The sequence below is a fragment of the Streptomyces sp. NPDC024632 genome, assembly GCF_055559175.1.
Genome location: NZ_JBVHLD010000006.1, coordinates 202,397 through 224,790, shown reverse-complemented (window position 1 = coordinate 224,790; position 22,394 = coordinate 202,397). Strand labels below are relative to the sequence as shown.

At 68.8% G+C, this 22,394-nt stretch carries 34 protein-coding genes; 3 read left to right on the top strand and 31 right to left on the bottom strand.

Translation table 11 applies throughout. The features are described 5' to 3' along the window. Nucleotides 1-84 precede the first annotated feature (84 nt). From rpsD to ACZ37P_RS14745, 31 genes are all read right to left on the bottom strand, one after another. Entirely contained in the window at nucleotides 85-711 is a 627-nt protein-coding gene (gene rpsD / locus ACZ37P_RS14895; protein WP_355340190.1) for a 30S ribosomal protein S4, read from the bottom strand. A gap of 26 nt (nucleotides 712-737) precedes the next feature. Beyond that, a complete protein-coding gene (gene rpsK / locus ACZ37P_RS14890; protein WP_006376016.1) occupies nucleotides 738-1,142 on the bottom strand; it encodes a 30S ribosomal protein S11 in 405 nt (134 codons plus the stop codon). A 68-nt stretch (nucleotides 1,143-1,210) separates the two neighbouring features. Beyond that, nucleotides 1,211-1,591, bottom strand: coding sequence for a 30S ribosomal protein S13 (gene rpsM / locus ACZ37P_RS14885; protein WP_188284659.1), 381 nt, complete (start codon nucleotides 1,589-1,591; stop codon nucleotides 1,211-1,213). 198 nt (nucleotides 1,592-1,789) lie between these two features. Beyond that, on the bottom strand, nucleotides 1,790-1,903 hold the full coding sequence (gene rpmJ / locus ACZ37P_RS14880; protein ID WP_003956441.1) for a 50S ribosomal protein L36: 114 nt from the start codon (nucleotides 1,901-1,903) through the stop codon (nucleotides 1,790-1,792). 37 nt (nucleotides 1,904-1,940) lie between these two features. Continuing rightward, nucleotides 1,941-2,162, bottom strand: coding sequence for a translation initiation factor IF-1 (infA, locus tag ACZ37P_RS14875; RefSeq protein WP_003956442.1), 222 nt, complete (start codon nucleotides 2,160-2,162; stop codon nucleotides 1,941-1,943). A gap of 162 nt (nucleotides 2,163-2,324) precedes the next feature. Next, nucleotides 2,325-3,161: a type I methionyl aminopeptidase gene (gene map, locus ACZ37P_RS14870; protein ID WP_467346700.1), complete on the bottom strand. Its 837-nt coding sequence runs from the start codon at nucleotides 3,159-3,161 to the stop codon at nucleotides 2,325-2,327. 133 nt (nucleotides 3,162-3,294) lie between these two features. Then, the gene (locus ACZ37P_RS14865) at nucleotides 3,295-3,954 is read right to left on the bottom strand and encodes an adenylate kinase (RefSeq protein WP_355340197.1); all 660 of its coding nucleotides are present in this window, start codon (nucleotides 3,952-3,954) and stop codon (nucleotides 3,295-3,297) included. After that, nucleotides 3,954-5,270, bottom strand: coding sequence for a preprotein translocase subunit SecY (gene secY / locus ACZ37P_RS14860; protein ID WP_093713225.1), 1,317 nt, complete (start codon nucleotides 5,268-5,270; stop codon nucleotides 3,954-3,956). The genes ACZ37P_RS14865 and secY overlap by 1 nt, the downstream gene beginning before the upstream one ends. Nucleotides 5,271-5,527: 257 nt before the next feature. Further along, entirely contained in the window at nucleotides 5,528-5,983 is a 456-nt protein-coding gene (gene rplO, locus ACZ37P_RS14855; protein WP_355340200.1) for a 50S ribosomal protein L15, read from the bottom strand. Between the two features lie 2 nt (nucleotides 5,984-5,985). Then, complete coding sequence (gene rpmD, locus ACZ37P_RS14850) at nucleotides 5,986-6,168, bottom strand: 50S ribosomal protein L30 (RefSeq protein WP_030890715.1); 183 nt, start codon at nucleotides 6,166-6,168, stop codon at nucleotides 5,986-5,988. After that, complete coding sequence (gene rpsE / locus ACZ37P_RS14845; RefSeq protein WP_093713222.1) at nucleotides 6,168-6,773, bottom strand: 30S ribosomal protein S5; 606 nt, start codon at nucleotides 6,771-6,773, stop codon at nucleotides 6,168-6,170. The genes rpmD and rpsE overlap by 1 nt, the downstream gene beginning before the upstream one ends. 42 nt (nucleotides 6,774-6,815) lie before the next feature. Next, complete coding sequence (rplR, locus tag ACZ37P_RS14840) at nucleotides 6,816-7,199, bottom strand: 50S ribosomal protein L18 (protein WP_188284655.1); 384 nt, start codon at nucleotides 7,197-7,199, stop codon at nucleotides 6,816-6,818. A 2-nt stretch (nucleotides 7,200-7,201) separates the two neighbouring features. After that, the gene (gene rplF / locus ACZ37P_RS14835; protein WP_188284654.1) at nucleotides 7,202-7,741 is read right to left on the bottom strand and encodes a 50S ribosomal protein L6; all 540 of its coding nucleotides are present in this window, start codon (nucleotides 7,739-7,741) and stop codon (nucleotides 7,202-7,204) included. Nucleotides 7,742-7,762: 21 nt separating this feature from the next. Next, nucleotides 7,763-8,161: a 30S ribosomal protein S8 gene (rpsH, locus tag ACZ37P_RS14830; RefSeq protein WP_355340206.1), complete on the bottom strand. Its 399-nt coding sequence runs from the start codon at nucleotides 8,159-8,161 to the stop codon at nucleotides 7,763-7,765. A gap of 231 nt (nucleotides 8,162-8,392) precedes the next feature. Then, on the bottom strand, nucleotides 8,393-8,578 hold the full coding sequence (locus ACZ37P_RS14825; RefSeq protein ID WP_030890724.1) for a type Z 30S ribosomal protein S14: 186 nt from the start codon (nucleotides 8,576-8,578) through the stop codon (nucleotides 8,393-8,395). 3 nt (nucleotides 8,579-8,581) lie between these two features. Further along, nucleotides 8,582-9,151: a 50S ribosomal protein L5 gene (gene rplE, locus ACZ37P_RS14820; RefSeq protein ID WP_188284652.1), complete on the bottom strand. Its 570-nt coding sequence runs from the start codon at nucleotides 9,149-9,151 to the stop codon at nucleotides 8,582-8,584. After that, nucleotides 9,151-9,474: a 50S ribosomal protein L24 gene (gene rplX / locus ACZ37P_RS14815; protein WP_188284651.1), complete on the bottom strand. Its 324-nt coding sequence runs from the start codon at nucleotides 9,472-9,474 to the stop codon at nucleotides 9,151-9,153. The genes rplE and rplX overlap by 1 nt, the downstream gene beginning before the upstream one ends. A gap of 3 nt (nucleotides 9,475-9,477) precedes the next feature. Then, nucleotides 9,478-9,846, bottom strand: coding sequence for a 50S ribosomal protein L14 (rplN, locus tag ACZ37P_RS14810; protein WP_031524788.1), 369 nt, complete (start codon nucleotides 9,844-9,846; stop codon nucleotides 9,478-9,480). A 103-nt stretch (nucleotides 9,847-9,949) separates the two neighbouring features. Continuing rightward, complete coding sequence (rpsQ, locus tag ACZ37P_RS14805; protein ID WP_188284650.1) at nucleotides 9,950-10,237, bottom strand: 30S ribosomal protein S17; 288 nt, start codon at nucleotides 10,235-10,237, stop codon at nucleotides 9,950-9,952. Next, on the bottom strand, nucleotides 10,237-10,470 hold the full coding sequence (rpmC, locus tag ACZ37P_RS14800) for a 50S ribosomal protein L29 (RefSeq protein WP_093713214.1): 234 nt from the start codon (nucleotides 10,468-10,470) through the stop codon (nucleotides 10,237-10,239). Before rpmC ends, rpsQ begins: the two co-directional genes overlap by 1 nt. Next, a complete protein-coding gene (gene rplP, locus ACZ37P_RS14795; protein WP_188284648.1) occupies nucleotides 10,470-10,889 on the bottom strand; it encodes a 50S ribosomal protein L16 in 420 nt (139 codons plus the stop codon). The genes rpmC and rplP overlap by 1 nt, the downstream gene beginning before the upstream one ends. Before the next feature lie 5 nt (nucleotides 10,890-10,894). Then, entirely contained in the window at nucleotides 10,895-11,749 is an 855-nt protein-coding gene (rpsC, locus tag ACZ37P_RS14790; RefSeq protein WP_355340213.1) for a 30S ribosomal protein S3, read from the bottom strand. Next, nucleotides 11,749-12,096, bottom strand: a complete 348-nt coding sequence (gene rplV / locus ACZ37P_RS14785; protein WP_188284646.1) for a 50S ribosomal protein L22 — start codon at nucleotides 12,094-12,096, stop codon at nucleotides 11,749-11,751. Before rplV ends, rpsC begins: the two co-directional genes overlap by 1 nt. Before the next feature lie 45 nt (nucleotides 12,097-12,141). Beyond that, a complete protein-coding gene (gene rpsS / locus ACZ37P_RS14780; RefSeq protein ID WP_033177798.1) occupies nucleotides 12,142-12,423 on the bottom strand; it encodes a 30S ribosomal protein S19 in 282 nt (93 codons plus the stop codon). A gap of 12 nt (nucleotides 12,424-12,435) precedes the next feature. After that, nucleotides 12,436-13,272, bottom strand: a complete 837-nt coding sequence (gene rplB, locus ACZ37P_RS14775) for a 50S ribosomal protein L2 (protein WP_073492405.1) — start codon at nucleotides 13,270-13,272, stop codon at nucleotides 12,436-12,438. A 48-nt stretch (nucleotides 13,273-13,320) separates the two neighbouring features. Then, nucleotides 13,321-13,662 carry a 50S ribosomal protein L23 gene (gene rplW, locus ACZ37P_RS14770; protein WP_188284643.1) on the bottom strand — a complete coding sequence of 114 codons (342 nt, stop codon included), beginning with the start codon at nucleotides 13,660-13,662 and terminating at the stop codon, nucleotides 13,321-13,323. After that, nucleotides 13,662-14,348 carry a 50S ribosomal protein L4 gene (gene rplD / locus ACZ37P_RS14765; RefSeq protein WP_355340218.1) on the bottom strand — a complete coding sequence of 229 codons (687 nt, stop codon included), beginning with the start codon at nucleotides 14,346-14,348 and terminating at the stop codon, nucleotides 13,662-13,664. Before rplD ends, rplW begins: the two co-directional genes overlap by 1 nt. A 5-nt stretch (nucleotides 14,349-14,353) precedes the next feature. Then, complete coding sequence (gene rplC / locus ACZ37P_RS14760; RefSeq protein ID WP_188284641.1) at nucleotides 14,354-14,998, bottom strand: 50S ribosomal protein L3; 645 nt, start codon at nucleotides 14,996-14,998, stop codon at nucleotides 14,354-14,356. A gap of 14 nt (nucleotides 14,999-15,012) precedes the next feature. Continuing rightward, on the bottom strand, nucleotides 15,013-15,321 hold the full coding sequence (gene rpsJ / locus ACZ37P_RS14755; protein WP_014144312.1) for a 30S ribosomal protein S10: 309 nt from the start codon (nucleotides 15,319-15,321) through the stop codon (nucleotides 15,013-15,015). Nucleotides 15,322-15,728: 407 nt separating this feature from the next. Next, complete coding sequence (locus tag ACZ37P_RS14750) at nucleotides 15,729-16,862, bottom strand: hypothetical protein (RefSeq protein ID WP_467346690.1); 1,134 nt, start codon at nucleotides 16,860-16,862, stop codon at nucleotides 15,729-15,731. Nucleotides 16,863-17,008: 146 nt separating this feature from the next. Next, nucleotides 17,009-17,227 (bottom strand): hypothetical protein, encoded by a 219-nt coding sequence (locus tag ACZ37P_RS14745; RefSeq protein WP_355340225.1) that lies wholly within the window; start codon nucleotides 17,225-17,227, stop codon nucleotides 17,009-17,011. 203 nt (nucleotides 17,228-17,430) lie between these two features. On the opposite strand from ACZ37P_RS14745, the gene ACZ37P_RS14740 reads away from it, so the two are divergent. The 3 genes from ACZ37P_RS14740 to ACZ37P_RS14730 all read left to right on the top strand — a co-directional run bounded on the left by ACZ37P_RS14740 (nucleotide 17,431) and on the right by ACZ37P_RS14730 (nucleotide 22,314). Then, the gene (locus ACZ37P_RS14740; RefSeq protein ID WP_355340228.1) at nucleotides 17,431-18,135 is read left to right on the top strand and encodes an ABC transporter ATP-binding protein; all 705 of its coding nucleotides are present in this window, start codon (nucleotides 17,431-17,433) and stop codon (nucleotides 18,133-18,135) included. Further along, a complete protein-coding gene (locus tag ACZ37P_RS14735) occupies nucleotides 18,132-19,898 on the top strand; it encodes a hypothetical protein (RefSeq protein WP_467346688.1) in 1,767 nt (588 codons plus the stop codon). The genes ACZ37P_RS14740 and ACZ37P_RS14735 overlap by 4 nt, the downstream gene beginning before the upstream one ends. Nucleotides 19,899-20,451: 553 nt before the next feature. Further along, nucleotides 20,452-22,314, top strand: coding sequence for a PIG-L family deacetylase (locus ACZ37P_RS14730; protein WP_467346686.1), 1,863 nt, complete (start codon nucleotides 20,452-20,454; stop codon nucleotides 22,312-22,314). Nucleotides 22,315-22,394 lie beyond the last annotated feature (80 nt).

Sequence of the window (22,394 nt, the reverse complement as noted above, 5' to 3'; positions counted from 1 at the left end):
CCTGTACTACGAGGATACGGGCGGTACGACGGTTGCCCGTCGTACCGCCCGGCATCGCCTCGGTCCGTACGCCGAAGTAATTGCTTACTTCGAGTACAGCTCGACGATGAGCTGCTCCTGCACCTGGGTGTCGATCACCTGGCGCTCGGGCAGGCTGTGCACGAGGATCCGCAGCTTGCCGGCGTTGGCTTCGAGCCACGCGGGCACGGTCTTGTCGCCGGCCTCGCCCTGCGCCACCGCGAACGGGGTCAGGTTGCGGGACGACTCGCGGACCTCGACGATGTCGCTCACGGACACACGGGCCGACGGGATGTCGGTCTTGCGGCCGTTGACGGTGATGTGTCCGTGACGGACGAGCTGCCGCGCGTGGTCGCGGGACTTGGCGAAGCCGGCCCGGTACACCACGTTGTCGAGGCGGGTCTCAAGGATGCGCAGAAGGTTCTCACCGGTCTTGCCGGACTTCTGGTTCGCTTCCTTGTAGTAGTTCACGAACTGCTTCTCGAGGACACCGTAGATGCGCGCGCACTTCTGCTTCTCACGAAGCTGGAGAAGGTACTCGCTGTCCTTGGTGCGCCCGCGTCCGTGCTCACCCGGGGGGTAAGGACGGATCTCGATCGGGCACTTCGCGCTCTCGCACTTGCTCCCCTTGAGGAAGAGCTTCTGCTTCTCCCGACGGCAACGCTTGCAGTCGGCCCCGGTGTAACGCGCCATTGTCTCGTGTCTCCTGTATCAGCTTGTCAGACGCGGCGGCGCTTGGGCGGGCGGCAGCCGTTGTGCGGGGTCGGGGTGACGTCCTGGATCGAACCGACCTCGAGGCCCGTGGCCTGGAGGGAGCGGATCGCGGTCTCGCGGCCGGAGCCGGGACCCTTCACGAAGACGTCGACCTTGCGCATGCCGTGCTCCTGCGCCCGGCGGGCGGCCGACTCGGCGGCCATCTGCGCGGCGAAGGGGGTGGACTTGCGCGAGCCCTTGAAGCCGACGTGGCCGGCGGAGGCCCAGGAGATCACGTTGCCCGCGGGGTCGGTGATCGAGACGATCGTGTTGTTGAACGTGCTCTTGATGTGGGCGTGCCCATGAGCGACGTTCTTCTTTTCCTTGCGGCGCACCTTCTTGGCTGCGCCCTGACGGCCCTTAGGAGGCATGTGTCAACTTCTCCCGGTGGAGGTGGTCGGTCCTACAGCGAAGACCGCTGATGAGCGTCCGCTGAGGACTACTTCTTGCCCGGCTTCTTCTTACCGGCGATGGCGCGACGCGGACCCTTGCGGGTACGGGCGTTGGTGTGAGTGCGCTGACCGTGGACCGGCAGGCCACGACGGTGGCGCAGACCCTGGTAGCAGCCGATTTCCACCTTGCGGCGGATGTCGGCCTGCACCTCGCGACGGAGGTCACCCTCGGTCTTGAAGTTGGCATCGACGTACTCGCGCAGCTTGACGAGGTCTTCCTCGGCCAGGTCGCGGACGCGGATGTCGGGGTTCACACCGGTCTCCTTCAGCACCTGCTGGGAGCGGGAGCGCCCGATGCCGAAGACGTAGGTGAGGGCGATCTCCACGCGCTTCTCACGCGGGAGGTCAACGCCTGAAAGGCGTGCCATTTTCTTGGCTCCTGATGGTTTCGGAGGTCTTCCGCAGTGCCGGCTCCTGACCGCCGACCGCTCGTGTGCTGAGCGGTGGTACGACCAGGTCCCCGGCCTCCGCCGGAGGTGTCATCCCCTTGTGGCAGGAGATGGGCACTGCGTATGTACGTGTGTGCGTCGCGCGAAGTTCTGCGGATGCAGGTAGGTCGGCGTGCGTCAGCCCTGGCGCTGCTTGTGGCGCAGGTTGTCGCAGATGACCATGACCCGGCCGTGACGGCGGATCACCTTGCACTTGTCGCAGATCTTCTTGACGCTCGGCTTGACCTTCATGAGGTGAGGTTCTCCGGGTCTTGAGATCTACTCGTTGCTACTTGTATCGGTAGACGATCCGTCCGCGCGTCAGGTCGTACGGAGAGAGCTCCACAACGACCCGGTCATCCGGGAGGATGCGGATGTAGTGCATCCGCATCTTGCCGCTGATGTGCGCGAGGACCTTGTGACCGTTCTGCAGCTCCACCTTGAACATCGCGTTCGGCAGAGACTCGATCACGGTGCCCTCGATTTCGATGGCGCCTTGCTTTTTGGCCATGTCCTGCTTTCGGGATCGGCTACCTTGGTCGGCCCCAGACATGCCAAAAGACACGCGAGAGCCGACGTGTCAGTCTACGTCACGCCACCCGGAAAGACGAATCAGGGATGTATGCCCTGCCCCGAAGATCCTTAAGCAGGGGAACGTCAGACCGGTGGATCATCACGCCAGCGGGTCCGGAGCGGCCGTGATGCCGTACTCGGCCAGTTTGGCCTTGCCGCAGTCCTCGGCGGTCAGGACGAGGGGGCCGTCCTCGGTGAGGGCGATGGAGTGCTCCCAGTGGGAGGACCAGGAGCCGTCGTCGGACTTGACCGTCCACTCGTCGGCGAGGACGTGGGTGCGGGGGGTGCCGAGGGTGACCATCGGCTCGATGGCGAGGCAGACGCCGGGGATCAGCTTGATGCCGCGCCCGCGCTTCTTGGTGACGTAGTTCAGCAGGTGCGGGTCCATGTGCATCTGGGTGCCGATGCCGTGGCCCCCGTAGTCCTCGACGATGCCGTACTTGCCGGAGGCGGGCCGCGGCTGGCGGCGGATGTAGCCCTCGATCGCCTTGGAGATGTCCTCCAACCGGTTGCCCTTGCGGAAGGCGGCGATGCCCGCCCACATGGACTCCTCGGTGACCCGGCTCAGCTCGATCAGCTCCGGCGCGTGCCCGCTGCCCACGAAGCACGTGAAGGCCGCGTCGCCGTGCCAGCCGTCCACGATGGCGCCGGCGTCGATGGCGATCATGTCGCCGTCCTTGAGCACCGTCTCGCGGTCCGGGATGCCGTGCACCACCACGTCGTTGACCGACGTGCAGATGTTGCCGGGGAAGCCGCCGTACCCCAGGAAGTTCGGCTTGGCGCCGTGGTCGGCGATCACCTTCGCGGCGACCTCGTCCAGGTCCTTGGTGGTGGCGCCGGGCACCGCCGCGGCGCGCGTCGCCCGGTGGATCGCCGCCACGACCAACCCGGCCTCGCGCATCTTGGCGATCTGCTCGGGGGTCTTGATCTCCACCATGACGGCTGGCGCCTTCCTTGTGTACGTCAGTGCTCGGGCACCGCCAGCCCCCTCGGGGACGGCATGTGCCCACTCAACGATACGGCCGTGGCGCCCGTCAGGGCACCACGGCCGATGCCGTGCTCTGCGGCGGCTACCGCCGCTCGCCCGCGCGCAGCGCGTCCATCGCGCGCTGCGTGACCTCGGCCACCGGGCCGAGCGCCGAGATCGTCACCACAAGGTCCTGCTGCTTGTAGTAGTCGATGATCGGCTCGGTCTCGCGGTGGTAGACCTCGATCCGGTTGCGGACCTTGTCCTCCGCGTCGTCGCTGCGCTGGTACAGCTCGCCGCCGCAGACGTCGCAGACGCCCTCGGTGGCGGGCTTGCTGTACTCGACATGGAAGACGTGCGCGCTGTTGTTGCGGCACACCCGGCGGCCGGCGATCCGCTTGACAACCTCGTCCTCGGGGACCTCCAGGTCGAGCACACCGTCGAGCGCGATCCCGTGCCCGGCCATGTACGCGTCCAGCGCGCGGGCCTGGAACTCGTTGCGCGGAAAGCCGTCGAGCAGGAAGCCCTCCGCCGCGTCCGCCTGCTCCAGGCGGTCCTCCGCCATGCCGATGGTGATCTCGTCAGGTACCAGGTCACCGGCGTCCATGAACGCCTTCGCCTGCTTGCCCAGGTCGGTCCCTTGACTGATGTTGGCGCGGAACAGGTCTCCCGTGGAGATGTGCGGGATCGACAGGTTCTTGGCGAGGAACGCGGCCTGCGTCCCCTTGCCCGCGCCGGGGGGACCGACCAGGACGATTCGCATCAGCGGAGGAACCCTTCGTAGTTACGCTGCTGGAGCTGGCTCTCGATCTGCTTCACCGTCTCCAGACCGACACCCACGATGATCAGGATGCTGGTGCCGCCCAGCGGGAAGCTGCCGTTGCTCCCGTTGAAGACCGCGATGGCGACCGTTGGCACGAGAGCGATGAGACCCAGATACAGCGATCCCGGCCACGTGATGCGATTCAGCACGTAACTCAGGTACTCCGCGGTGGGGCGGCCGGCCCGGATGCCGGGGATGAAGCCACCGTACTTCTTCATATTATCCGCCACTTCCTCGGGGTTAAACGAGATAGCGACGTAGAAGAAGGCGAAGAACACGATCAGCAGGAAGTAGGCGGCCATGTAGATCGGGTGGTCGCCCTTGGTCATGTTGCGGCTGATCCACTGCGCCCAGCCCGCGGTCGACCCGGAGAACTGCACGATCAGCGCCGGGATGTAGAGCAGCGACGACGCGAAGATGACCGGGATCACACCCGCCTGATTGACCTTCAGGGGGATGTACGTGGAGGTGCCGCCGTACGAGCGGCGGCCGATCATGCGCTTCGCGTACTGCACCGGAATTCGGCGCTGGGCCTGTTCGACGAAGACCACCAGGCCGACCATCGCGAGACCGACGGCGATCACCGCGAGGAACTCCACCCAGCCGCCGGCGATCTTGCCGGAGACCTTGATCGCCCACAGCGAGCCGGGGAATCCGGCGGCGATGGCCACGAACATCAGGATCGACATGCCGTTGCCGATGCCCTTGTCGGTGATCAGCTCGCCGAGCCACATGATCATCACGGTGCCCGCGGTCATGGTGGTCACCATGGTCACGGTGGTGAAGATCGACTGGTTCGGCACGATGTCGAACTTGTTCTGGCAACTGGAGAACAGGCTGCCGGAGCGGGCGGTGGCGACGAGGCCGGTGCCCTGGAGGACCGCGAGCGCGACGGTCAGGTACCGGGTGTACTGCGTGATCTTGGTGGTGCCCGCCTGGCCCTCCTTCTTGAGGGCCTCCAGGCGTGGGATCACCACCGTGAGGAGCTGCAGGATGATGCTCGCCGTGATGTACGGCATGATCCCGAGCGCGAAGATCGTGAGCTGGAGAAGAGCGCCGCCGCTGAACATGTTCACCAGGCCGAAGAGGCTGTTGCTGCTCTTCGTGTCCTTAATGCACTGGTTGACCACCGAGTAGTCGATCCCCGGCACCGGAACATGCGCACCGAGGCGATAGATCACCACGATGCCCAACGTGAACAGCAGCTTCTTCCGCAGGTCGGGCGTCCTGAACGCCCGTGCGAACGCGGTGAGCACGGTGCCTCCTGCACCCCCCGCGCACGGCGGAAGGACGGTCTGATGAGGTACTGACTGATACGGGCAGATACGGCGCTGGCCATACGGCTGTACCACCCGCGAAAGCACACAGGCTCTGCGAACAGTAACAACCGACGTCACCCTACCCGCGAGGCGGGCTCCCTAGGAATGACCAATCGGCCAAGGAAATACAAGGAAACAACGACCGGGGATGCCCCTAGGTGCTGGGCATCCCCGGTCGTCGTGTGACATCTGACTCAGATGAGTTCGGTCACGGTACCGCCGGCGGCGGTGATCTTCTGCTGGGCGGACCCGGAAACCGCGTCCACGGTCACCTGGAGCGCCACGGTCACCTCGCCGGTGCCGAGCACCTTGACGAGCTGGTTCTTGCGTACCGCGCCCTTGGCGACCAGATCGGCCACCGTGACCTCGCCGCCCTCGGGGTAGAGGGTCGCGAGCTTGTCCAGGTTGACGACCTGGTACTCGGTGCGGAACGGGTTCTTGAAGCCCTTGAGCTTCGGGAGACGCATGTGGAGGGGCATCTGCCCGCCCTCGAAGCGCTCCGGAACCTGGTAGCGGGCCTTGGTGCCCTTGGTGCCACGACCGGCCGTCTTGCCCTTGGACGCCTCGCCACGACCCACACGGGTCTTGGCGGTCTTGGCGCCGGGGGCCGGACGGAGGTTGTGGATCTTGATCGGGCTTTCGTTACCCATGATCAGTCGACCTCCTCGACCGTGACGAGGTGGCGGACGGTCTGGACCATGCCGCGGATCTCCGGCCGGTCCTCCTTGACCACCACGTCGTTCAGCCGCTTCAGGCCGAGCGACCGCAGGGTGTCACGGTGGTTCTGCTTGCTGCCGATGTAGGACTTGGTCTGGGTGACCTTGAGGCGAGCCATTACGCACCCACCCCGGCACGCGCACGCAGCAGGGCGGCGGGCGCGACGTCCTCGATCGGCAGACCGCGGCGGGCGGCGATCTCCTCGGGGCGCTGAAGCCCCTGGAGCGCGGCCACCGTGGCGTGCACGATGTTGATCGCGTTGTCCGAGCCGAGGCTCTTGGACAGCACGTCGTGGATACCGGCGCACTCCAGGACGGCGCGCACCGGGCCACCGGCGATCACACCGGTACCGGGGGAAGCGGGCTTGAGCAGGACGACGCCCGCGGCCTTCTCGCCCTGGATCGGGTGCGGGATGGTGCCCTGGATACGGGGGACCTTGAAGAAGTGCTTCTTGGCCTCCTCCACACCCTTGGCGATGGCGGCCGGCACCTCCTTGGCCTTGCCGTAACCGACACCCACGGTGCCGTCACCGTCACCCACCACGACCAGCGCGGTGAAGCTGAAGCGACGACCACCCTTCACAACCTTGGCGACGCGATTGATCGCGACGACACGCTCGACATAGGCGGTCTTCTCGGCCTGCTGGCCGCCGTCCCGCCGGTCCTTACGGTCCCGTCGCTCGCCGCCACCGGCACCGCTTCCGCGGCGCTGGGGTCCAGCCATTGGAATTACCTCTCTTCGTTTTCCGCTAGCTACGGAACCGGATCAGAACTTCAGTCCGGCTTCGCGGGCGGCGTCCGCCAGGGCGGCGATGCGCCCCGCGTACTGGTTGCCGCCACGGTCGAACACGACAGCCTCGACGCCCTTGGCCTTCGCACGCTCGGCCACGAGCTGGCCGACCTGCTTGGCCTTGGCGCTCTTGTCGCCTTCGCCGCCGCGGATGGACGCGTCGAGGGTCGACGCGGACGCGAGCGTGTGGCCCGCGAGATCGTCGATGACCTGCGCCACGATGCCACGGTTGGAACGGGTCACGACCAGACGCGGACGCGCCTCCGTGCCCGAGACCCGCTTGCGGACGCGGATGTGGCGACGCTTGAGTGCCGCACCCTTGTACGCCTTGCCCTTGGCGATCTTCACACCGTATGCCATGGCTACTTACCAGCCTTTCCGACCTTGCGGCGGATGACCTCGCCGGCGTACTTGACGCCCTTGGCCTTGTACGGGTCGGGCTTCCGCAGCTTGCGGATGTTGGCGGCCACCTCGCCGACCTTCTGCTTGTCGATGCCCTCGACGGAGAACTTCGTCGGGTTCTCGACCTTGAAGGAGATCCCCTCGGGGGCCTCGACGAGAATCGGGTGGCTGTAGCCCAGGGCGAACTCCAGGTTGGAGCCCTTCGCCTGGACGCGGTAGCCGACACCGCTGATTTCGAGCTGCTTGCTGTAGCCCGCGGTCACGCCGGTGATCATGTTCGCCACCAGCGTGCGGGACAGGCCGTGCAGGGCCTTCGAGACACGCTCGTCGTTGGGGCGGGTGACCAGCAGAGTGCCGTCCTCGCCCTTGGCGATCTCGATCGGCGCGGCAACGGTGTGCGAAAGGGAACCCTTGGGGCCCTTCACAGCGACCGTGCGGCCGTCGATGGTGACGTCCACTCCGGCGGGAACCGAGATGGGCAGCTTGCCGATGCGCGACATTGCTATACCTCGCTTTCCCGGTTACCAGACGTAGGCGAGGACTTCCCCACCCACGCCCTTCTTCTGCGCCTGCTGGCCGGTGAGCAGCCCGTGGGACGTGGAGATGATCGCCACGCCCAGGCCGCCGAGCACCTTCGGCAGGTTGGTGGACTTCGCGTAGACCCGCAGACCAGGCTTGCTGATCCGCTTGATCCCGGCGATGGAGCGCTGCCGCTCCGGACCGAACTTCAGCTCGAGGATGAGGTTCTTGCCGACCTCGGCGTCCTCGACCTTCCAGCCGGTGATGTAACCCTCCTGCTGGAGGATCTCCGCGATGTGCGACTTGATCTTGCTGAACGGCATCTCGACGTCGTCGTGGTACGCCGAGTTGGCGTTACGCAGACGGGTCAGCATGTCCGCGATGGGGTCGGTCATGGTCATGAGTTGGCCCTGGGCCTCTCTCGCCGGGGTTTCCTATCTGTGCCATCCCTCTCCCCGAGAGGTGCGCCGCACGGTGGCGGACACGTCGGGACGGGTGCGGTACGGGGACCTACGGCGTAGTAAGTCGAATCGGGCGGCGGACGCCCAACCCTTCTACCTTACGGGAAAAAGGTTGGGCCCCCGACCGTCCAGATGCTTACCGAGAGTTCCTGGTGATCCGGATTGCCCGGACTACCAGGAGCTCTTGGTCACGCCCGGCAGCTCGCCACGGTGGGCCATCTCACGAAGGCACACGCGGCACAGGCCGAACTTGCGGTAGACGGAGTGCGGCCGGCCGCAGCGCTGGCAGCGGTTGTACGCGCGCACAGCGAACTTCGGCTTACGAGCGGCCTTGGCAATGAGAGCCTTCTTCGCCACGGCTCACGCCTCCTTGAACGGGAAGCCGAGGTGACGAAGGAGGGCGCGGCCCTCATCGTCGTTGGTCGCCGTGGTGACCACGGTGATGTCCATACCCCGGACGCGGTCGATCTTGTCCTGGTCGATCTCGTGGAACATGACCTGCTCCGTGAGACCGAAGGTGTAGTTGCCCCGGCCGTCGAACTGCTTCGGCGACAGACCGCGGAAGTCGCGGATACGCGGGAGCGCGAGCGACAGCAGGCGGTCCAGGAACTCCCACATGCGGTCACCGCGGAGGGTGACGTGGGCGCCGATCGGCTGACCCTCACGCAGCTTGAACTGCGCGATGGACTTCCGGGCCTTGGTGACCTGCGGCTTCTGGCCGGTGATCGTGGCGAGGTCGCGGATGGCGCCCTCGATCAGCTTGGAGTCGCGGGCGGCGTCGCCCACACCCATGTTGACCACGATCTTGGTGAGACCGGGAATCTGCATGACGTTCTCGTACGAGAACTCGTCGCGCAGCTTGCCCGCGATCTCCTCGCGGTAGCGCGTCTTGAGACGCGGCTGTGCGTGCGTCGTAGCGGTGTCAGTCATCAGATGTCCTCACCGGTCCGCTTGGCAACGCGGATCTTGTTGCCCTCGTCGTCGAACCGGTAGCCGACGCGGGTCACGACCTTGTTGCCGTCCTTCTCAACAACGAGCTGCACGTTGCTGACGTGGATGGGCGCCTCGGTGGTGATGATGCCGCCGGTCTTCGAACCGCGGTCGGTCTGGCCGGCCTTGGTGTGCTTCTTGACCCGGTTGACACCCTCGACGAGGACACGGTCGAGCGCGGGGTAGGCAACGATGACCTTGCCCTGCTTGCCCTTGTCCTTACCGGTGATGACCTGGACCAGGTCGCCCTTCTTGATCTTCATCGGTTACAGCACCTCCGGCGCGAGCGAGACGATCTTCATGAACTTCTTCTCGCGCAGCTCACGGCCCACCGGGCCGAAGATACGGGTGCCGCGGGGGTCGCCGTCGTTCTTGAGGATGACGGCGGCGTTCTCGTCGAACCGGATGTACGAGCCGTCGGCGCGACGGCGCTCCTTGACGGTCCGGACGATGACCGCCTTGACGACCTCGCCCTTCTTCACGTTGCCACCGGGGATCGCGTCCTTGACGGTGGCGACGATGACGTCACCGATTCCCGCGTAGCGGCGACCCGAGCCACCGAGAACACGGATGCAAAGGATCTCCTTGGCACCAGTGTTGTCGGCGACACGAAGTCGCGACTCCTGCTGGATCACGTCTATCTCCTGTTTGTCGCGTCGGTTCCCGGCGGGGCCCACTCACGGGGAGCGGGCCACCGCCGAGCCTGACGGAACGGTCCTGAGGGAGTGCCCTCAGGGATTACTTGGCCTTCTCGAGGATCTCGACGACGCGCCACCGCTTGGTCGCGGAGGTCGGCCGGGTCTCCATGAGGAGGACCCGGTCGCCGATGCCCGCGGCGTTCTGCTCGTCGTGCGCCTTGAGCTTGTTGGTGCGGCGGATGACCTTGCCGTACAGGGCGTGCTTCACACGGTCCTCGACGGCGACCACTACGGTCTTGTCCATCTTGTCGCTGACCACAAGGCCCTCGCGGGTCTTGCGGAAGCCGCGCTGCTCGTCGGTCGTCTCAGTCACATTCTTCTCGCTCATCAGGCGCTCTCCACCGTCTCCACAGTCTCGATGCCCAGCTCACGCTCGTGCATCAACGTGTAGATCCGGGCGATGTCCTTGCGGACCACCTTGAGCCGGCTGTTGTTCTCGAGCTGCCCGGTGGCCCCTTGGAAGCGGAGGTTGAACAGCTCCTCCTTCGCCTCGCGCAGCTTGTTGACGAGCTCCTCGTCACCAAGCTGGCGCAGCTCGGAAGCCTTGGTACCGGCCGCCATCACGACTCACCTGCCTCGCGCCGCACGATGCGGCACTTCATCGGAAGCTTGTGCGCGGCGCGGGTCAGCGCCTCACGAGCAACCTTCTCGTTCGGGAATGACAGCTCGAACATCACCCGACCGGGCTTGACGTTCGCGATCCACCACTCGGGAGAACCCTTACCGGAACCCATGCGGGTCTCGGCGGGCTTCTTGGTCAGCGGGCGGTCCGGGTAGATGTTGATCCAGACCTTGCCGCCGCGCTTGATGTGACGGGTGATGGAGATACGAGCGGACTCGATCTGCCGGTTGGTCACGTAGGCGGGCGTGACGGCCTGAAGGCCGTACTCGCCGAACGCCAGCTCCGTGCCGCCCTTGGCCATTCCGTCGCGCCCGGGGTGGTGCTGCTTGCGGTGCTTGACCCTACGGGGGATCAGCATGGTACTTAGCCTTCCGTTCCGGGGGTCTCCGCGGCTGCTGCCGGGGCCTCGACGGCAGGAACATCCGTCTTGGAGGCCGGGGAGCCGGACGCGCCGTCGGTCTGAGGACGACGGCCGCCACCGCCACCGCGGCCACCGCGCTCGCCACCGCGGCGCTGCGGACGCTCGTTGCCGCCACCACGCGCCGGGCGGTTGCCCGCACGGGCCGCGGCGTTGTCGGCGCGGACCTCGGCGATGTTCTTGACGTCGCCCTTGTAGATCCACACCTTGACACCGATACGGCCGAAGGTGGTCTTGGCCTCGAAGAAGCCGTAGTCCACGTTGGCGCGCAGGGTGTGCAGCGGGACACGGCCCTCGCGGTAGAACTCGGAGCGGGACATCTCGGCGCCGCCGAGGCGGCCACCGCACTGGATCTTGATGCCCTTGGCGCCGGCCTTCATGGTGCCCTGCATGCTCTTGCGCATGGCACGGCGGAAGGAGACGCGCGAGGAGAGCTGCTCGGCGACGGCCTGGGCCACCAACTGAGCGTCCATCTCCGGGTTCTTGACCTCGAGGATGTTGAGCTGGACCTGCTTGCCGGTCAGCTTCTCCAGGTCACCGCGGATGCGGTCGGCCTCCGCGCCGCGACGGCCGATGACGATGCCCGGCCGGGCGGTGTGGATGTCGACGCGGACGCGGTCACGGGTGCGCTCGATCTCCACCTTGGAGATACCGGCGCGCTCCATGCCCTGCGTCATCATCTTGCGGATGGCCACGTCTTCCTTGACGTAGTCCTTGTACAGCTTGTCGGCGTACCAGCGGGACTTGAAGTCCGTGGTGATGCCGAGGCGGAACCCGTACGGGTTTACCTTCTGGCCCATTACCGGGTCTCTCCCTTGCTGGCGACGACCACGGTGATGTGGCTGGTCCGCTTGCGGATGCGGTAGGCGCGGCCCTGGGCGCGCGGCCGGAACCGCTTGAGGGTCGGACCCTCGTCCACATACGCCTCGCTGATGAACAGCGACTCGGCGTCGGTGTGGTCGTAGTTGTGCGCGGCGTTGGCAATGGCGCTGTCCAGCACCTTGCCGACCGGCACGCTCGCGGCCTGCGGGGTGAAACGCAGGACCGCCTGAGCCTCCGTGGCGTCCATGCCACGGATGAGGTCCACCACGCGGCGGGCCTTCATGGGCGTGACGCGGATGTACCGCGCCTGGGCCCTGGCTTCCATGGTTGTCCCTTCAGTGTCTGTCTTCGTCGTCACGGTTCAGCCCGCTCAGCGACGCCGCGACTTGCGGTCGTCCTTCTCGTGCCCGCGGAAGGTGCGGGTCGGTGCGAACTCGCCGAGCTTGTGGCCGACCATCGACTCAGTGACGAACACCGGGACGTGCTTACGGCCGTCGTGCACCGCGATCGTGTGACCCAGCATCGCCGGGATGATCATCGAGCGGCGGGACCAGGTCTTGATGACGTTCTTGGTGCCTGCTTCGTTCTGTACGTCCACCTTCTTGATCAGGTGGTCGTCGACGAAGGGCCCCTTCTTGAGACTGCGCGGCATCTAAACCCGCTCCTAGCGCTTCTTGTTCGTCTTGCGGCGGCGGACGATGTACTTGCTCGATGCCTTCTTCGGCGAGCGAGTACGACCTTCCTTCTGACCCCACGGGGAGACCGGGTGGCGACCACCGGAGGTCTTGCCCTCACCACCACCGTGCGGGTGGTCCACCGGGTTCATGGCGACACCGCGGACGGTCGGGCGGACGCCCTTCCAGCGCATGCGGCCGGCCTTGCCCCAGTTGATGTTCGACTGCTCGGCGTTGCCGACCTCGCCGATCGTGGCGCGGCAGCGGACGTCGACCATGCGGACTTCACCGGACGGCATGCGAAGGGTGGCCATGGTGCCTTCCTTCGCCAGTAGCTGGACGGAAGCGCCCGCGGAGCGGGAGATCTTCGCGCCGCCACCGGGCCGCAGCTCGATCGCGTGGATCGTCGTACCCACCGGGATGTTGCGCAGCGGCAGGTTGTTGCCCGGCTTGATGTCGGCGTTGGGGCCGTTCTCGATCCGGTCACCCTGCTGGAGCTTCGCGGGGGCGAGGATGTAGCGCTTCTCGCCGTCCGCGTAGTGCAGCAGCGCGATGCGCGCGGTGCGGTTGGGGTCGTACTCGATGTGCGCGACCTTGGCGGGCACGCCGTCCTTGTCATGGCGACGGAAGTCGATGACACGGTAGGCGCGCTTGTGGCCACCGCCTTGGTGGCGGACGGTCACACGACCGGCGTTGTTACGGCCGCCCTTGCTGTGCAGCGGGCGGACCAGCGACTTCTCCGGCGTGGACCGCGTGATCTCGACAAAGTCGGCGACGCTGGAGCCACGACGGCCCGGAGTCGTCGGCTTGTACTTGCGGATACCCATTTCTCAGTCCTCGGATGAATTCAGGACTTCGACACGATCCGGCCTCCGTTAGGAGACCGGGCCGCCGAAGATGTCGATTCGGTCGCCCTCGGCAAGGGTCACGATGGCGCGCTTGGTGTTGGCGCGCTTGCCGAAACCGGTGCGGGTGCGCTTGCGCTTGCCCTGCCGGTTGATCGTGTTGACCCCGGTGACCTTGACCGAGAAGACCGCCTCGACGGCCTGCTTGATCTGGGTCTTGTTCGCGCGCGGGTCGACGACGAACGTGTACTTGTTCTCGTCCAGCAGCGCGTAGCTCTTCTCCGAGACCACCGGCTTGATCAAGAGGTCACGGGGGTCCGTGTACGTCTTGCTGGTGATCACGGGTCCGGTGGTGGTCGTGTCGTCGCTCATCAGGCTTCGCTCCCTTCGAGCTCATCCTCGGAGGCGACGGCCTTGCCGGAGGCCGACTCAGGACCGGATCCCGCCACGAAACGCTCGAAGGCGTCCTTGGTGAAGACCACGTCGTCGGAGACGAGCACGTCGTACGTGTTGAGCTGGCCTGCGTCCAGGATGTGCACCTGGGGCAGGTTGCGGGCGGAAAGCCACGCGGCCTCGTCGGCGCGCTCGATGACCAGGAGCACGTTCTTGCGCTCGCTGATCTTGCCGAGCAGGCTCTTGGCGGCCTTCGTCGACGGGGCGGAGCCCTCGACGACGCCGGAGACGACGTGGATGCGGTTGTGCCGCGCACGGTCGGTCAGGGCGCCGCGGAGGGCGGCCTTGACCATCTTCTTGGGGGTGCGCTGCGAGTAGTCACGCGGTACGGGACCGTGGACGACGCCACCGCCGGCGAACTGCGGGGCGCGGGTCGAGCCCTGACGGGCGCGGCCGGTGCCCTTCTGGCGGTACGGCTTGCGGCCACCACCGCGGACCTCGCCACGCGTCTTCACCTTGTGCGTGCCCTGGCGGGCGGCGGCGAGCTGCGCGACGACGACCTGGTGGATCAGCGGGATGCTGACCTTGGCGTCGAAGATCTCGGCCGGGAGTTCTACGGTCCCGGCGGTGTCGCCCGACGGCGACAGGACGTTGATGGTGCTCATAGCCTTCAGGCCCCCTTGGCCGCGGTGCGGACCAGGACGAGGCCGCCGTTCGGACCGGGGATAGCGCCCTTGATGAGCAGCAGTCCCTTCTCCGCGTCAACGGCGTGGACGGTCAGGTTCTGGGTGGTGACCCGCTCGTTGCCCATGCGGCCCGCCATGCGCATGCCCTTGAAGACACGGCCGGGGGTGGCGCAGCCACCGATGGAGCCCGGCGAGCGGTGCTTGCGCTGCACGCCGTGCCCGGCGCCGAGGCCCTTGAAGTTGTGACGCTTCATGACACCGGCGAAGCCCTTGCCCTTGCTCTTGCCGGTCACGTCGACCTTGACGCCTGCCTCGAACACCTCGGCGGTGATCTCCTGGCCGAGCGTGTACTCCGCGGCGTCCGCGGTGCGCAGCTCCACCAGGTGGCGGCGGGGGGTGACGTCGGCCTTCGCGAAGTGGCCCTTGAGGGGCTTGTTCACCTTGCGCGGGTCGATCTCGCCGAAGGCGAGCTGAACCGACTCGTAACCGTCGGCGTCGTTCGTACGGACCTGGGTCACAACGTTCGGACCGGCCTTGACGACAGTCACTGGGACGACACGGTTGTTCTCGTCCCAGACCTGGGTCATGCCGAGCTTCTCGCCCAGGATGCCCTTGATCTGCTTGGTCATCTTCTCCGCGCCTCTCAGAGCTTGATCTCGATGTCGACGCCGGCCGGAAGGTCCAGGCGCATCAACGAGTCAACGGTCTTGGGCGTCGGGTCGAGGATGTCGATCAGGCGCTTGTGCGTGCGCATCTCGAAGTGCTCGCGCGAGTCCTTGTACTTGTGCGGCGACTTGATGACGCAGTACACGTTCTTCTCAGTGGGCAGCGGCACCGGGCCCGCGACCTGCGCACCAGTACGCGTCACCGTCTCGACGATCTTCTTCGCCGAGGAGTCGATGACCTCGTGGTCGTAGGCCTTGAGCCGGATGCGGATCTTCTGTCCCGCCATGGCTACTCCGTAGTCCTTGTCTCTGTTTACGCTCTGACATCCGCTTCGCCGACCCACGCGGTCGGGCGTGTCGCGCCCCTTCCGTGAATTTCCGCATGCGGAAATCCCTCTTCAGGGGGTTGCGTGGGAGATAACACCCACCGGATGCCTGGTCGGAACCGCGCTCACGCTTCCCGGAAGATTCCCGTACGTCCGCCCCAGCGCTGCCCCGAGGGGCAGTTAAGGCGACGAGTACTGTGGGACTCGCTTCCGGTCCTCCCGACGGGAGGCGCGCAGCATCGGCGCTCGACCGAGCAACTTGGACAGTGTGCCATATGGGGCATGGCCGTGGCCAATCGGGCCGGAAAGCTTACCCCTCCGCGTTCAGCCGCCAAACCTGGGCTCGTTGAGGCGTGCGGCGGCGGCCCTCACAGCGAGTGGGTCGCGGTGATACGTCCTGTTCCGTCCGCTTGCACGTCGGCCGTGCCGTTGCCGCCGGTGACGGTCACCCGGATCACCACGGCCCTGGTCTTCGCGTCGCGGGCGATGTCGATCCTCCAGGAGCCGGCGCCCGCGCCCGTGACCCCGAGATTGGTCCTGGCCTCCCTGACGAGTTCCGGCATCCGCTCGTACGGCAGGTCGGTCAGCACCACGGGCAGTTGGCCCGGTGCCCACTCGTCCGGCTTCGTGCCGCGGGCCGTCATGCGGCGGTCGGTGACGCTGACGCTGACGGCGGTGGACACCCCGGCCTTGAGCAGCGCGTCGGAGGTGGCGCGCAACTGCCCTCCGATGAGGATCGAGGTGCTGACGTCGGCCGTGGTCACGCTCCGCGAGACGGTCGTGCTCGTGGCGCCGGAACCGCCGGAACGGCCGGAACCGCCGAAGGCGCCGGGGCTCGTCGCGGACGAGGAGGGCTTCGCCGGGTCGTCCGTGAAGAGGTCGCCGCGGAAGACCAGGACGACGACCGCGGCGCCGGCCAGCATGCCGAGGACGGCGATCGCGCACCAGGGTCCGGCCTTCTCCGGATTGCGGACCCGCGTGGACTCCGGCGCCGAGTCCAGCGACGCCCGCGCCGCCCGGCTCGCCCACTCCGCGTCCGGCTCGCTGACGATCGTGACGTCCCACGGCCTGTCGGGCCGGTACTCGACCACCACGATGCCGCGCACCGGGAAGTCGGGGAGGTCGACCAGATTCACCGACCGGTGGACGTGGGCCCGGAACGCGGGCCGGTCGTCCGGCGCCACGGTCAGGTCGAAGGCCACCGGCACGTCCGCGTACTCCCCGCTGGTGGCGCGCCTGCTCTCGATCATGGCGACGGCCTTGACCCGCTCCACGACCGGCCGCCGCACCCGGCGCCGCGCGCTGAACGCGGCCGTGGTCAGGACCAGCAGCGCCAGGGCCGCGATGCCGCTGCCCCACACCGCGACCTTGCCGATGGTGCCGCCGACCACGATCGCCGCCACCCCGGCGCCGAACGCCCCGCCGACCAGCAGCCCGCGCAGCAGCGCCGCAGGGCCGTTCCCGCTGGCATGAGCGGTCTCCGTGGCATCCGTCATCGTCACGAGGGGTGATTCTGTCCTGAACGAACCACCGCAGGAAGACGTTCGGGTGTCGTACCGGTGACGACCGGGGGCGGGCCCGCGCCGCGCCCCCGGTCCCGTGCCGCCGGTGAGCCCGGTGGGATCAGCGGGTCCGCGGGGTCACGGGGTCAGTGCGTGTAGAGGTACACGAAGCCGTTGGCCTGGGAGCAGAAGTAGTTGGGACCCCAGAGCGCGACGCCCGCGGCGCCCGCCGCCTGGCACTGTTCCTGCGTGTAGTAGACGCCCGAGACGTGGAATTCGCCCGCGGCGCTGGCGGAGGTCGCGGCGCCGAGCGGGGCCAGGATCGCCACCGCGGCGGCGGCGAGCAGTCCGATGCGTTGTCTCACGTTCCAACTCCTTGAACAGGGTGATTCCCTGACAGACAGTCAGGGACCGTGCGGAGGTGGTGCGATTGCGCTCGCATGCTATCCGGGCGACCCGCTATAGGTCTATACCAATGCGGCGGCGCTGTGCCGACCGGCGGCCGGGCGGCCGTACCCGTCGTACTAAGGTCACGACGTATCCACCCACCTCGGCACGGAGGCCCCGCATGAAGGCGACCAAGGGTGCGGGCGCGCTCCTGCGACTGCGGAAGGTGAGCAGGACCTACGGGGAACGCAAGGCGCTGCTGCCGCTCGACCTGAGCCTGGCGCCGGGCCGCTGCACGGCCCTGTTCGGCCACAACGGCTCCGGCAAGTCCACCCTGCTGCGGATCGCCAGCGGCCGGGACGCGCCCACCTCGGGAGAGGCGCTGTTCGCGGGCCGCACCATGAGCGAGGACGACCCCGAGGTACGCGCCAGGGTCGCGGTCGTCGGCGACACCGTCGCCTGCTACCCGGACCTGACCGTCCGCGAGCATCTGGAGCTGGTCACCGTCGCGCACGCCGTGGACGACGCAGCCGCCTGGATCGACCAGGTGCTGGCCGACCGGCGGCTGTCCGACCACGCCAACGCCCTGCCGGGCTCGCTCTCCTCCGGCCAGATGCAGTCCCTGCTGCTGGCCGCCGCCCTCGTCCGCCCCCGCGACCTGCTCGTCCTCGACGAGCCCGAGCAGCGCCTCGACCCCGACGCCCGGCGCCGCCTGGCCGAACTGCTCGTCGCGGAGAAGGCCGACGGCGTCGCCGTACTGCTCGCCACCCACCAGCCCGACCTCGCCGAGGCCGTCGCCGACCGCATGATCGCCCTGGAGGACGGCCGTGTGATCGCCACCGGCGCGCCCGCCACGGTCCTGCGCGAGCTGGGGCTGCGCCCGTGACGGCCGCGTCGATCCCGCCGCAGGCGGACGGCCGGGACCCGGTGGACGACGGCGACGACTCCGGCGTCGCAACCGACGTCGCGTCCGACCTCGGGGACCCGGACCCCGACGACGTCTGGAGCGAGGAGGACGACGACCGGACGGCCGAGACGCTGGCCTGGCTGAAGCACAAGCGCCGGGCACACCGCAGGGAACAGGGCCGGGACCTGGCCGTCCTGCTGTACTCCGTGCTGCTCGGCGGCATCGGGTACGGCAGCGGGGTGGCCGTGCACTTCCTGCGGGAGCTGGAGAACGGCGCGGACTACAGCGGGGTCGGCCGGGACCTCCAGCGCGGGCTGCCCGCGCTGTTCACGACCCTGACCGTCGCCCTCGCGCTCTTCGCGGCGCGCGACGCGCTGTGGCGCGGCCCGGTCGTCGTGCCGGGCCCCACCGTGGGCTGGCTGCTGGCCCAGCCGGTACGGCGGGCGGCGGTGCTGCGCCCGTGGTTCCGGCTCTCCGCCGGGATCGCGCTGATCCCCGGCCTGCTGGTGGGGGTCGCGGGCGGCGTCGTACTGCGCGTCACCGGGCGCGCGGCGATCGGCCCCGCCCTGCTCGGGGTGCTCCCGGCCGCGCTGTGCCTGCCGCTGCTCGCGGTCGCGCTCGGCATGGCCGTCGAGCGGCGGCCCCGGCTGATCCGGGCCGTCCAGCGGTGGACCGCGCCCGCCGTCCTGCTGCTGGGCGCGCTGACCGCCCAGACCGTCCTGGCCGCGACCGGCCACCGCTCGTCGGTCCTGGAGTGGATCGAGCTGTGGTCGGGGCCGTGGGGCTGGGCCGCGCAGCCGGTCGTACGGGCCACCGGCGGCTCGGTGCCCGGCTGGCCCGCCGCGGTCGTGCTGCTGGTGGCGCTCACCGCCGTCGCCACCGTCCGCGCGTACGGGGACGCGGCCCGCGTGCCGACCACGCAGCTCAGGGAGCGGGCGGCGACGGCCACCACCGTGTCCTCCGTGATGTGGTCGATGGAGCTGCGCGCCGCCAAGCTGGCGATCATGGAGGCGGGCGGCGCGTCCACCGCCCGCGGGCTGCGGCTGCGTCCGCCGCGCGGGCGGCTCGGCCGGCACTTCGTCGTCGAGTGGCGCGACCTGCTGGCGCTGCTGCGGGCTCCCGGGCGGCTCGGCAAGGCCGCCGTCTGGACCGCGTGCGGCGCCGCCACCGCGGGGCTCGGCGTGGACCTCGGCGGGGAGCGGCGGGTCGTCGGCCTCGTCCTCGGCCTGCTCTTCGGCTACATGGCGGTCGGCGCGCTCGCCGAGGCCGCGCGGCTGGAGACCGACGATGTGCGGCGGGCCGCCTGGGCGCCGTTCCGCTTCCGTACGCTGATGCTGCACCACGCCGTCGTGCCCGCCGTCCTCGGCGCGCTCCTCGGCCTGCTCGCCGCGGTCCCCTTCGCCGTGACCGGCACCCCCTCGGCGCTGCTGCTCATGCCCCTGTGCGCCCCGCCCTTCACCGCCGCCGCCCTCTTCTCCGCGTGCCGCGGCCCCGCCCGCACCCAGCTCCTCTTCCTCGGCGGCGGCTCCCCCGTCGGCGGGCCCGGCCCGCTGATCTTCCTCGCCTGGTACGCCGCCGGGCCCCTCGTCTCCGTCACCGCCCTCGCCCTCCTCCTCGACCCGCCCCTCGTCCACGGCCTCCACCCCGGCTCCGCCGCCCAGCTCCTCCTCCCCACCGCCCTCCTCACCGCCCTCCTTCTCCTCCTCACCACCCGCGCCGCCGACCGCCTCATCCGCCACTGACCCCTCCGGGGGTCCCCCCAAAGCCGGCGCCCTCGCGCAGGGCCAGGTCTTCAGGGGCGCGGGGAACTGCGCGCTCAGCCACCACGCTCCCGCACGTCACCACCCGCCCCGGCGGGGCAGACCGGTTGTCCCCGGACCACCGGCCGGTGGTGGGTTACCCGCGCAGTTCCTCCCCCAGCCTTCGGCCGGGAGGTGCCCCCAGCGCCCCTGACGGGGCCCACCCCCTTTCGCCCGGACGGCGAGCCGATCATTTAAGGGGCGCGAGGAACTGCGCCACCAGCCACCACGCTCCCGCACCTCACCACCCGCCCCAACGGGGCAGACCGGTTGTCCCCGGACCACCGGCCGGTGGTGGGTTGCCCGCGCCCCTGACGAGGCCCACCCCCTTTCGCCCGGACGGCGAGCCGATCTTTCAAGGGGCGCGGGGAACTGCGCCACCAGCCACGACGCTCCCGCACGTCACCACCCGCCCCAGCGGGGCAGACCGGTTGTCCCCGGACCACCCGCCGGTGGGGGTTGCCCGCGCCCCTGACGGGGCGCCGTCCTGCGCAAGGTGTCGGCGGAGGAGGGAGGCAACCTGACCGCCGCGAAGCGGCTCTTAGCGGGCGTGAAGGACCACCACAGCCCAGACCACCCCTCCCGCCGCTCCCTGCTGACGGCAGCGGTGGCGACGGCGGGAGCGACGGCCGCGGCAGCGGCCCTGAGCGGCTGCACCTCCCAGGCCCAGGACACCGCCCCGCGCCGGCTCCCGGCCCCGGCGGACCCGCTGGCGACGCAGCCGTACCGCCCGCAGGGCGACCCGCTGGTGCTCCAGGTGATGGCGCACCCGGACGACGACCTGTTCTTCATGAACCCGGACACGCTGCACTCGCTCCAGGCGGGCACGCCCGTGGTGTCGGTGTACGTGACGGCGGGCGAGTCGACAGGCGTCAACCACGAACCGTTCGGCCCGCGCAGGCGCCACCGCAGGGACCAGGCCGCGTACTCCTCCTCCCGCCACCAGGGCCTGCGGCAGGCGTACGCGACGATGCTGGGGCTGCCGCACTTCACCCGGTGGACCACCGACGTGATCGACGTCGGCGGCGGTCTGCACGCGGAGGTGGACGAGCTGCGGCACGGCGCGATGCACGCGCGCCTGGTGTTCCTCCAGGTGTCGATGCACGAGCTGAGCTCCAGCGCGAGCCTGCCGATGATGTGGGAGGTGCCGGGCACCGTGCTGTCGTACGTGGTGGCGCAGAACGCGCCCGCGCCCGCCAACGGCCGCGGCACGTACACCCACCAGAAGCTGGTGGACGTCCTGGCCGGGCTGATGGAACGTTTCCGCCCGACGGAGATCAGGACGCTCGATCCGGACCCCGACATCCAGGTGCACGACAAGCGGCATCCGACCGCCAGTGAGCAGCCCGGCTTCTCCGACCACCGGGACCACACCGCGACGGCGCTGTTCACCTGGAAGGCGATGGCGCAGTGGGTGTCGGAGTCGGCGAACGGCCCCGGCCGGGCGGTGCCCGCCTTCAGCACCACCGCGTACCGCGGCTACTACAACCACCACTGGCCGTACAACCTGCCGCCCGCGACCGTGGCGCTCAAGGCGCGCTTCCTCTTCCAGTACGGCGGCAACCAGGCGTGGCGCTGCGGGAATCCGGGCGGCTGCGGTGACTACGGCCAGGGCGAGAACGAGCCGCTGGCCAACCCCAAGGGGTGGATCCGCTCGACGCACCGCCGCTATCCGGGGGCGCGCCGGATCGTGGTCGGCGGGGCCGCGTACGAAGTGCTCGGTACGCGGGCGGTGCGGCGCGAGGAGACCCGGCCGGGCAGCGGGGTCTGGGGGCCGCCCCAGGATCTCGGCGGCGGGACGCTGGCCCCGGCGCTGTCCTGTGTACGGACCCGCGACGGCGGCACCCTGCTGTTCGCGCTGCGCTTCGCCGTCCTGGAGGGGCACGGCGGGCCGAACACCCGCGACATCGTGATGTGGCGCGACGGGGGCTGGTCCTCGCTCGGCAGTCCCGAGACGCACCCGGACCGTACGCGCAGGACCGGTGCGCCGGTCGCCGTCGCGGCCCCTGACGGCAGCGTGCACCTCTTCGCGCGCAACGCGGCCAAGGGGGTCAGCACCCGGGTGCTGACCGCCGGCGTCTGGAGCCCCTGGCGCGATCTCGGCGGCGCCGAGGTCCAGGACGGGCTGGCCGTCGTCACCGACCGCCGTGGCCGTATCCACGTCTTCGCCTCCGGCCACACCACCGTCCACCACTGGGCCCAGCCCAAGCCGGGCGGCGCCGTCGCCTACGCCCCCCTCCCGGCCCTCCCCGCCCCCGGCGGCCTCCCCTCCGCCGCCCTCACCCCTTCCGGCCCCCTGTCACTCCGCTACACCCTCCCCGCCACCCCCCGCGTCTTCCACCAGTCCCTCGCCCTCTAGGGCCGCGCCTGACGGGGCGCAACGCAAAGGTGCCCCGGATCGCGGGAAGCGATCCGGGGCACCCTCGTTGGCTCAGAGCG

Excerpts from the sequence above, each read along its gene's own strand:
- rpsD (WP_355340190.1), bottom strand. The coding sequence starts at position 711 with ATGGCGCGTTACACCGGGGCCGACTGCAAGCGTTGCCGTCGGGAGAAG.
- rpsE (WP_093713222.1), bottom strand. The coding sequence starts at position 6,773 with ATGGCTGGACCCCAGCGCCGCGGAAGCGGTGCCGGTGGCGGCGAGCGA.
- rplW (WP_188284643.1), bottom strand. The coding sequence starts at position 13,662 with ATGAGCGACGACACGACCACCACCGGACCCGTGATCACCAGCAAGACG.
- rplR (WP_188284655.1), bottom strand. The coding sequence starts at position 7,199 with ATGGCATACGGTGTGAAGATCGCCAAGGGCAAGGCGTACAAGGGTGCG.
- ACZ37P_RS14865 (WP_355340197.1), bottom strand. The coding sequence starts at position 3,954 with ATGCGAATCGTCCTGGTCGGTCCCCCCGGCGCGGGCAAGGGGACGCAG.
- rpmD (WP_030890715.1), bottom strand. The coding sequence starts at position 6,168 with ATGGCTCGCCTCAAGGTCACCCAGACCAAGTCCTACATCGGCAGCAAG.
- rpsQ (WP_188284650.1), bottom strand. The coding sequence starts at position 10,237 with ATGAGCGAGAAGAATGTGACTGAGACGACCGACGAGCAGCGCGGCTTC.
- rplD (WP_355340218.1), bottom strand. The coding sequence starts at position 14,348 with ATGAGCACCATCAACGTCCTGTCGCCGTCGGGCGACACCGCCGGGACC.
- ACZ37P_RS14740 (WP_355340228.1), top strand. The coding sequence starts at position 17,431 with ATGAAGGCGACCAAGGGTGCGGGCGCGCTCCTGCGACTGCGGAAGGTG.
- rplX (WP_188284651.1), bottom strand. The coding sequence starts at position 9,474 with ATGAAGATCAAGAAGGGCGACCTGGTCCAGGTCATCACCGGTAAGGAC.
- rplB (WP_073492405.1), bottom strand. The coding sequence starts at position 13,272 with ATGGGTATCCGCAAGTACAAGCCGACGACTCCGGGCCGTCGTGGCTCC.
- rpsM (WP_188284659.1), bottom strand. The coding sequence starts at position 1,591 with ATGGCACGCCTTTCAGGCGTTGACCTCCCGCGTGAGAAGCGCGTGGAG.
- rplC (WP_188284641.1), bottom strand. The coding sequence starts at position 14,998 with ATGACCAAGCAGATCAAGGGCATCCTGGGCGAGAAGCTCGGCATGACC.
- rplO (WP_355340200.1), bottom strand. The coding sequence starts at position 5,983 with ATGGGTAACGAAAGCCCGATCAAGATCCACAACCTCCGTCCGGCCCCC.
- rpmJ (WP_003956441.1), bottom strand. The coding sequence starts at position 1,903 with ATGAAGGTCAAGCCGAGCGTCAAGAAGATCTGCGACAAGTGCAAGGTG.
- map (WP_467346700.1), bottom strand. The coding sequence starts at position 3,161 with ATGGTGGAGATCAAGACCCCCGAGCAGATCGCCAAGATGCGCGAGGCC.
- rpsC (WP_355340213.1), bottom strand. The coding sequence starts at position 11,749 with ATGGGCCAGAAGGTAAACCCGTACGGGTTCCGCCTCGGCATCACCACG.
- rpmC (WP_093713214.1), bottom strand. The coding sequence starts at position 10,470 with ATGGCGGCCGGTACCAAGGCTTCCGAGCTGCGCCAGCTTGGTGACGAG.
- rpsJ (WP_014144312.1), bottom strand. The coding sequence starts at position 15,321 with ATGGCGGGACAGAAGATCCGCATCCGGCTCAAGGCCTACGACCACGAG.
- rpsH (WP_355340206.1), bottom strand. The coding sequence starts at position 8,161 with ATGACCATGACCGACCCCATCGCGGACATGCTGACCCGTCTGCGTAAC.
- rpsK (WP_006376016.1), bottom strand. The coding sequence starts at position 1,142 with ATGCCTCCTAAGGGCCGTCAGGGCGCAGCCAAGAAGGTGCGCCGCAAG.
- rplP (WP_188284648.1), bottom strand. The coding sequence starts at position 10,889 with ATGCTGATCCCCCGTAGGGTCAAGCACCGCAAGCAGCACCACCCCGGG.
- rplE (WP_188284652.1), bottom strand. The coding sequence starts at position 9,151 with ATGACTGACACCGCTACGACGCACGCACAGCCGCGTCTCAAGACGCGC.
- infA (WP_003956442.1), bottom strand. The coding sequence starts at position 2,162 with ATGGCCAAAAAGCAAGGCGCCATCGAAATCGAGGGCACCGTGATCGAG.
- rpsS (WP_033177798.1), bottom strand. The coding sequence starts at position 12,423 with ATGCCGCGCAGTCTCAAGAAGGGGCCCTTCGTCGACGACCACCTGATC.
- rplF (WP_188284654.1), bottom strand. The coding sequence starts at position 7,741 with ATGTCGCGCATCGGCAAGCTGCCCATCTCGGTTCCCGCCGGAGTGGAC.
- rplV (WP_188284646.1), bottom strand. The coding sequence starts at position 12,096 with ATGGAAGCCAGGGCCCAGGCGCGGTACATCCGCGTCACGCCCATGAAG.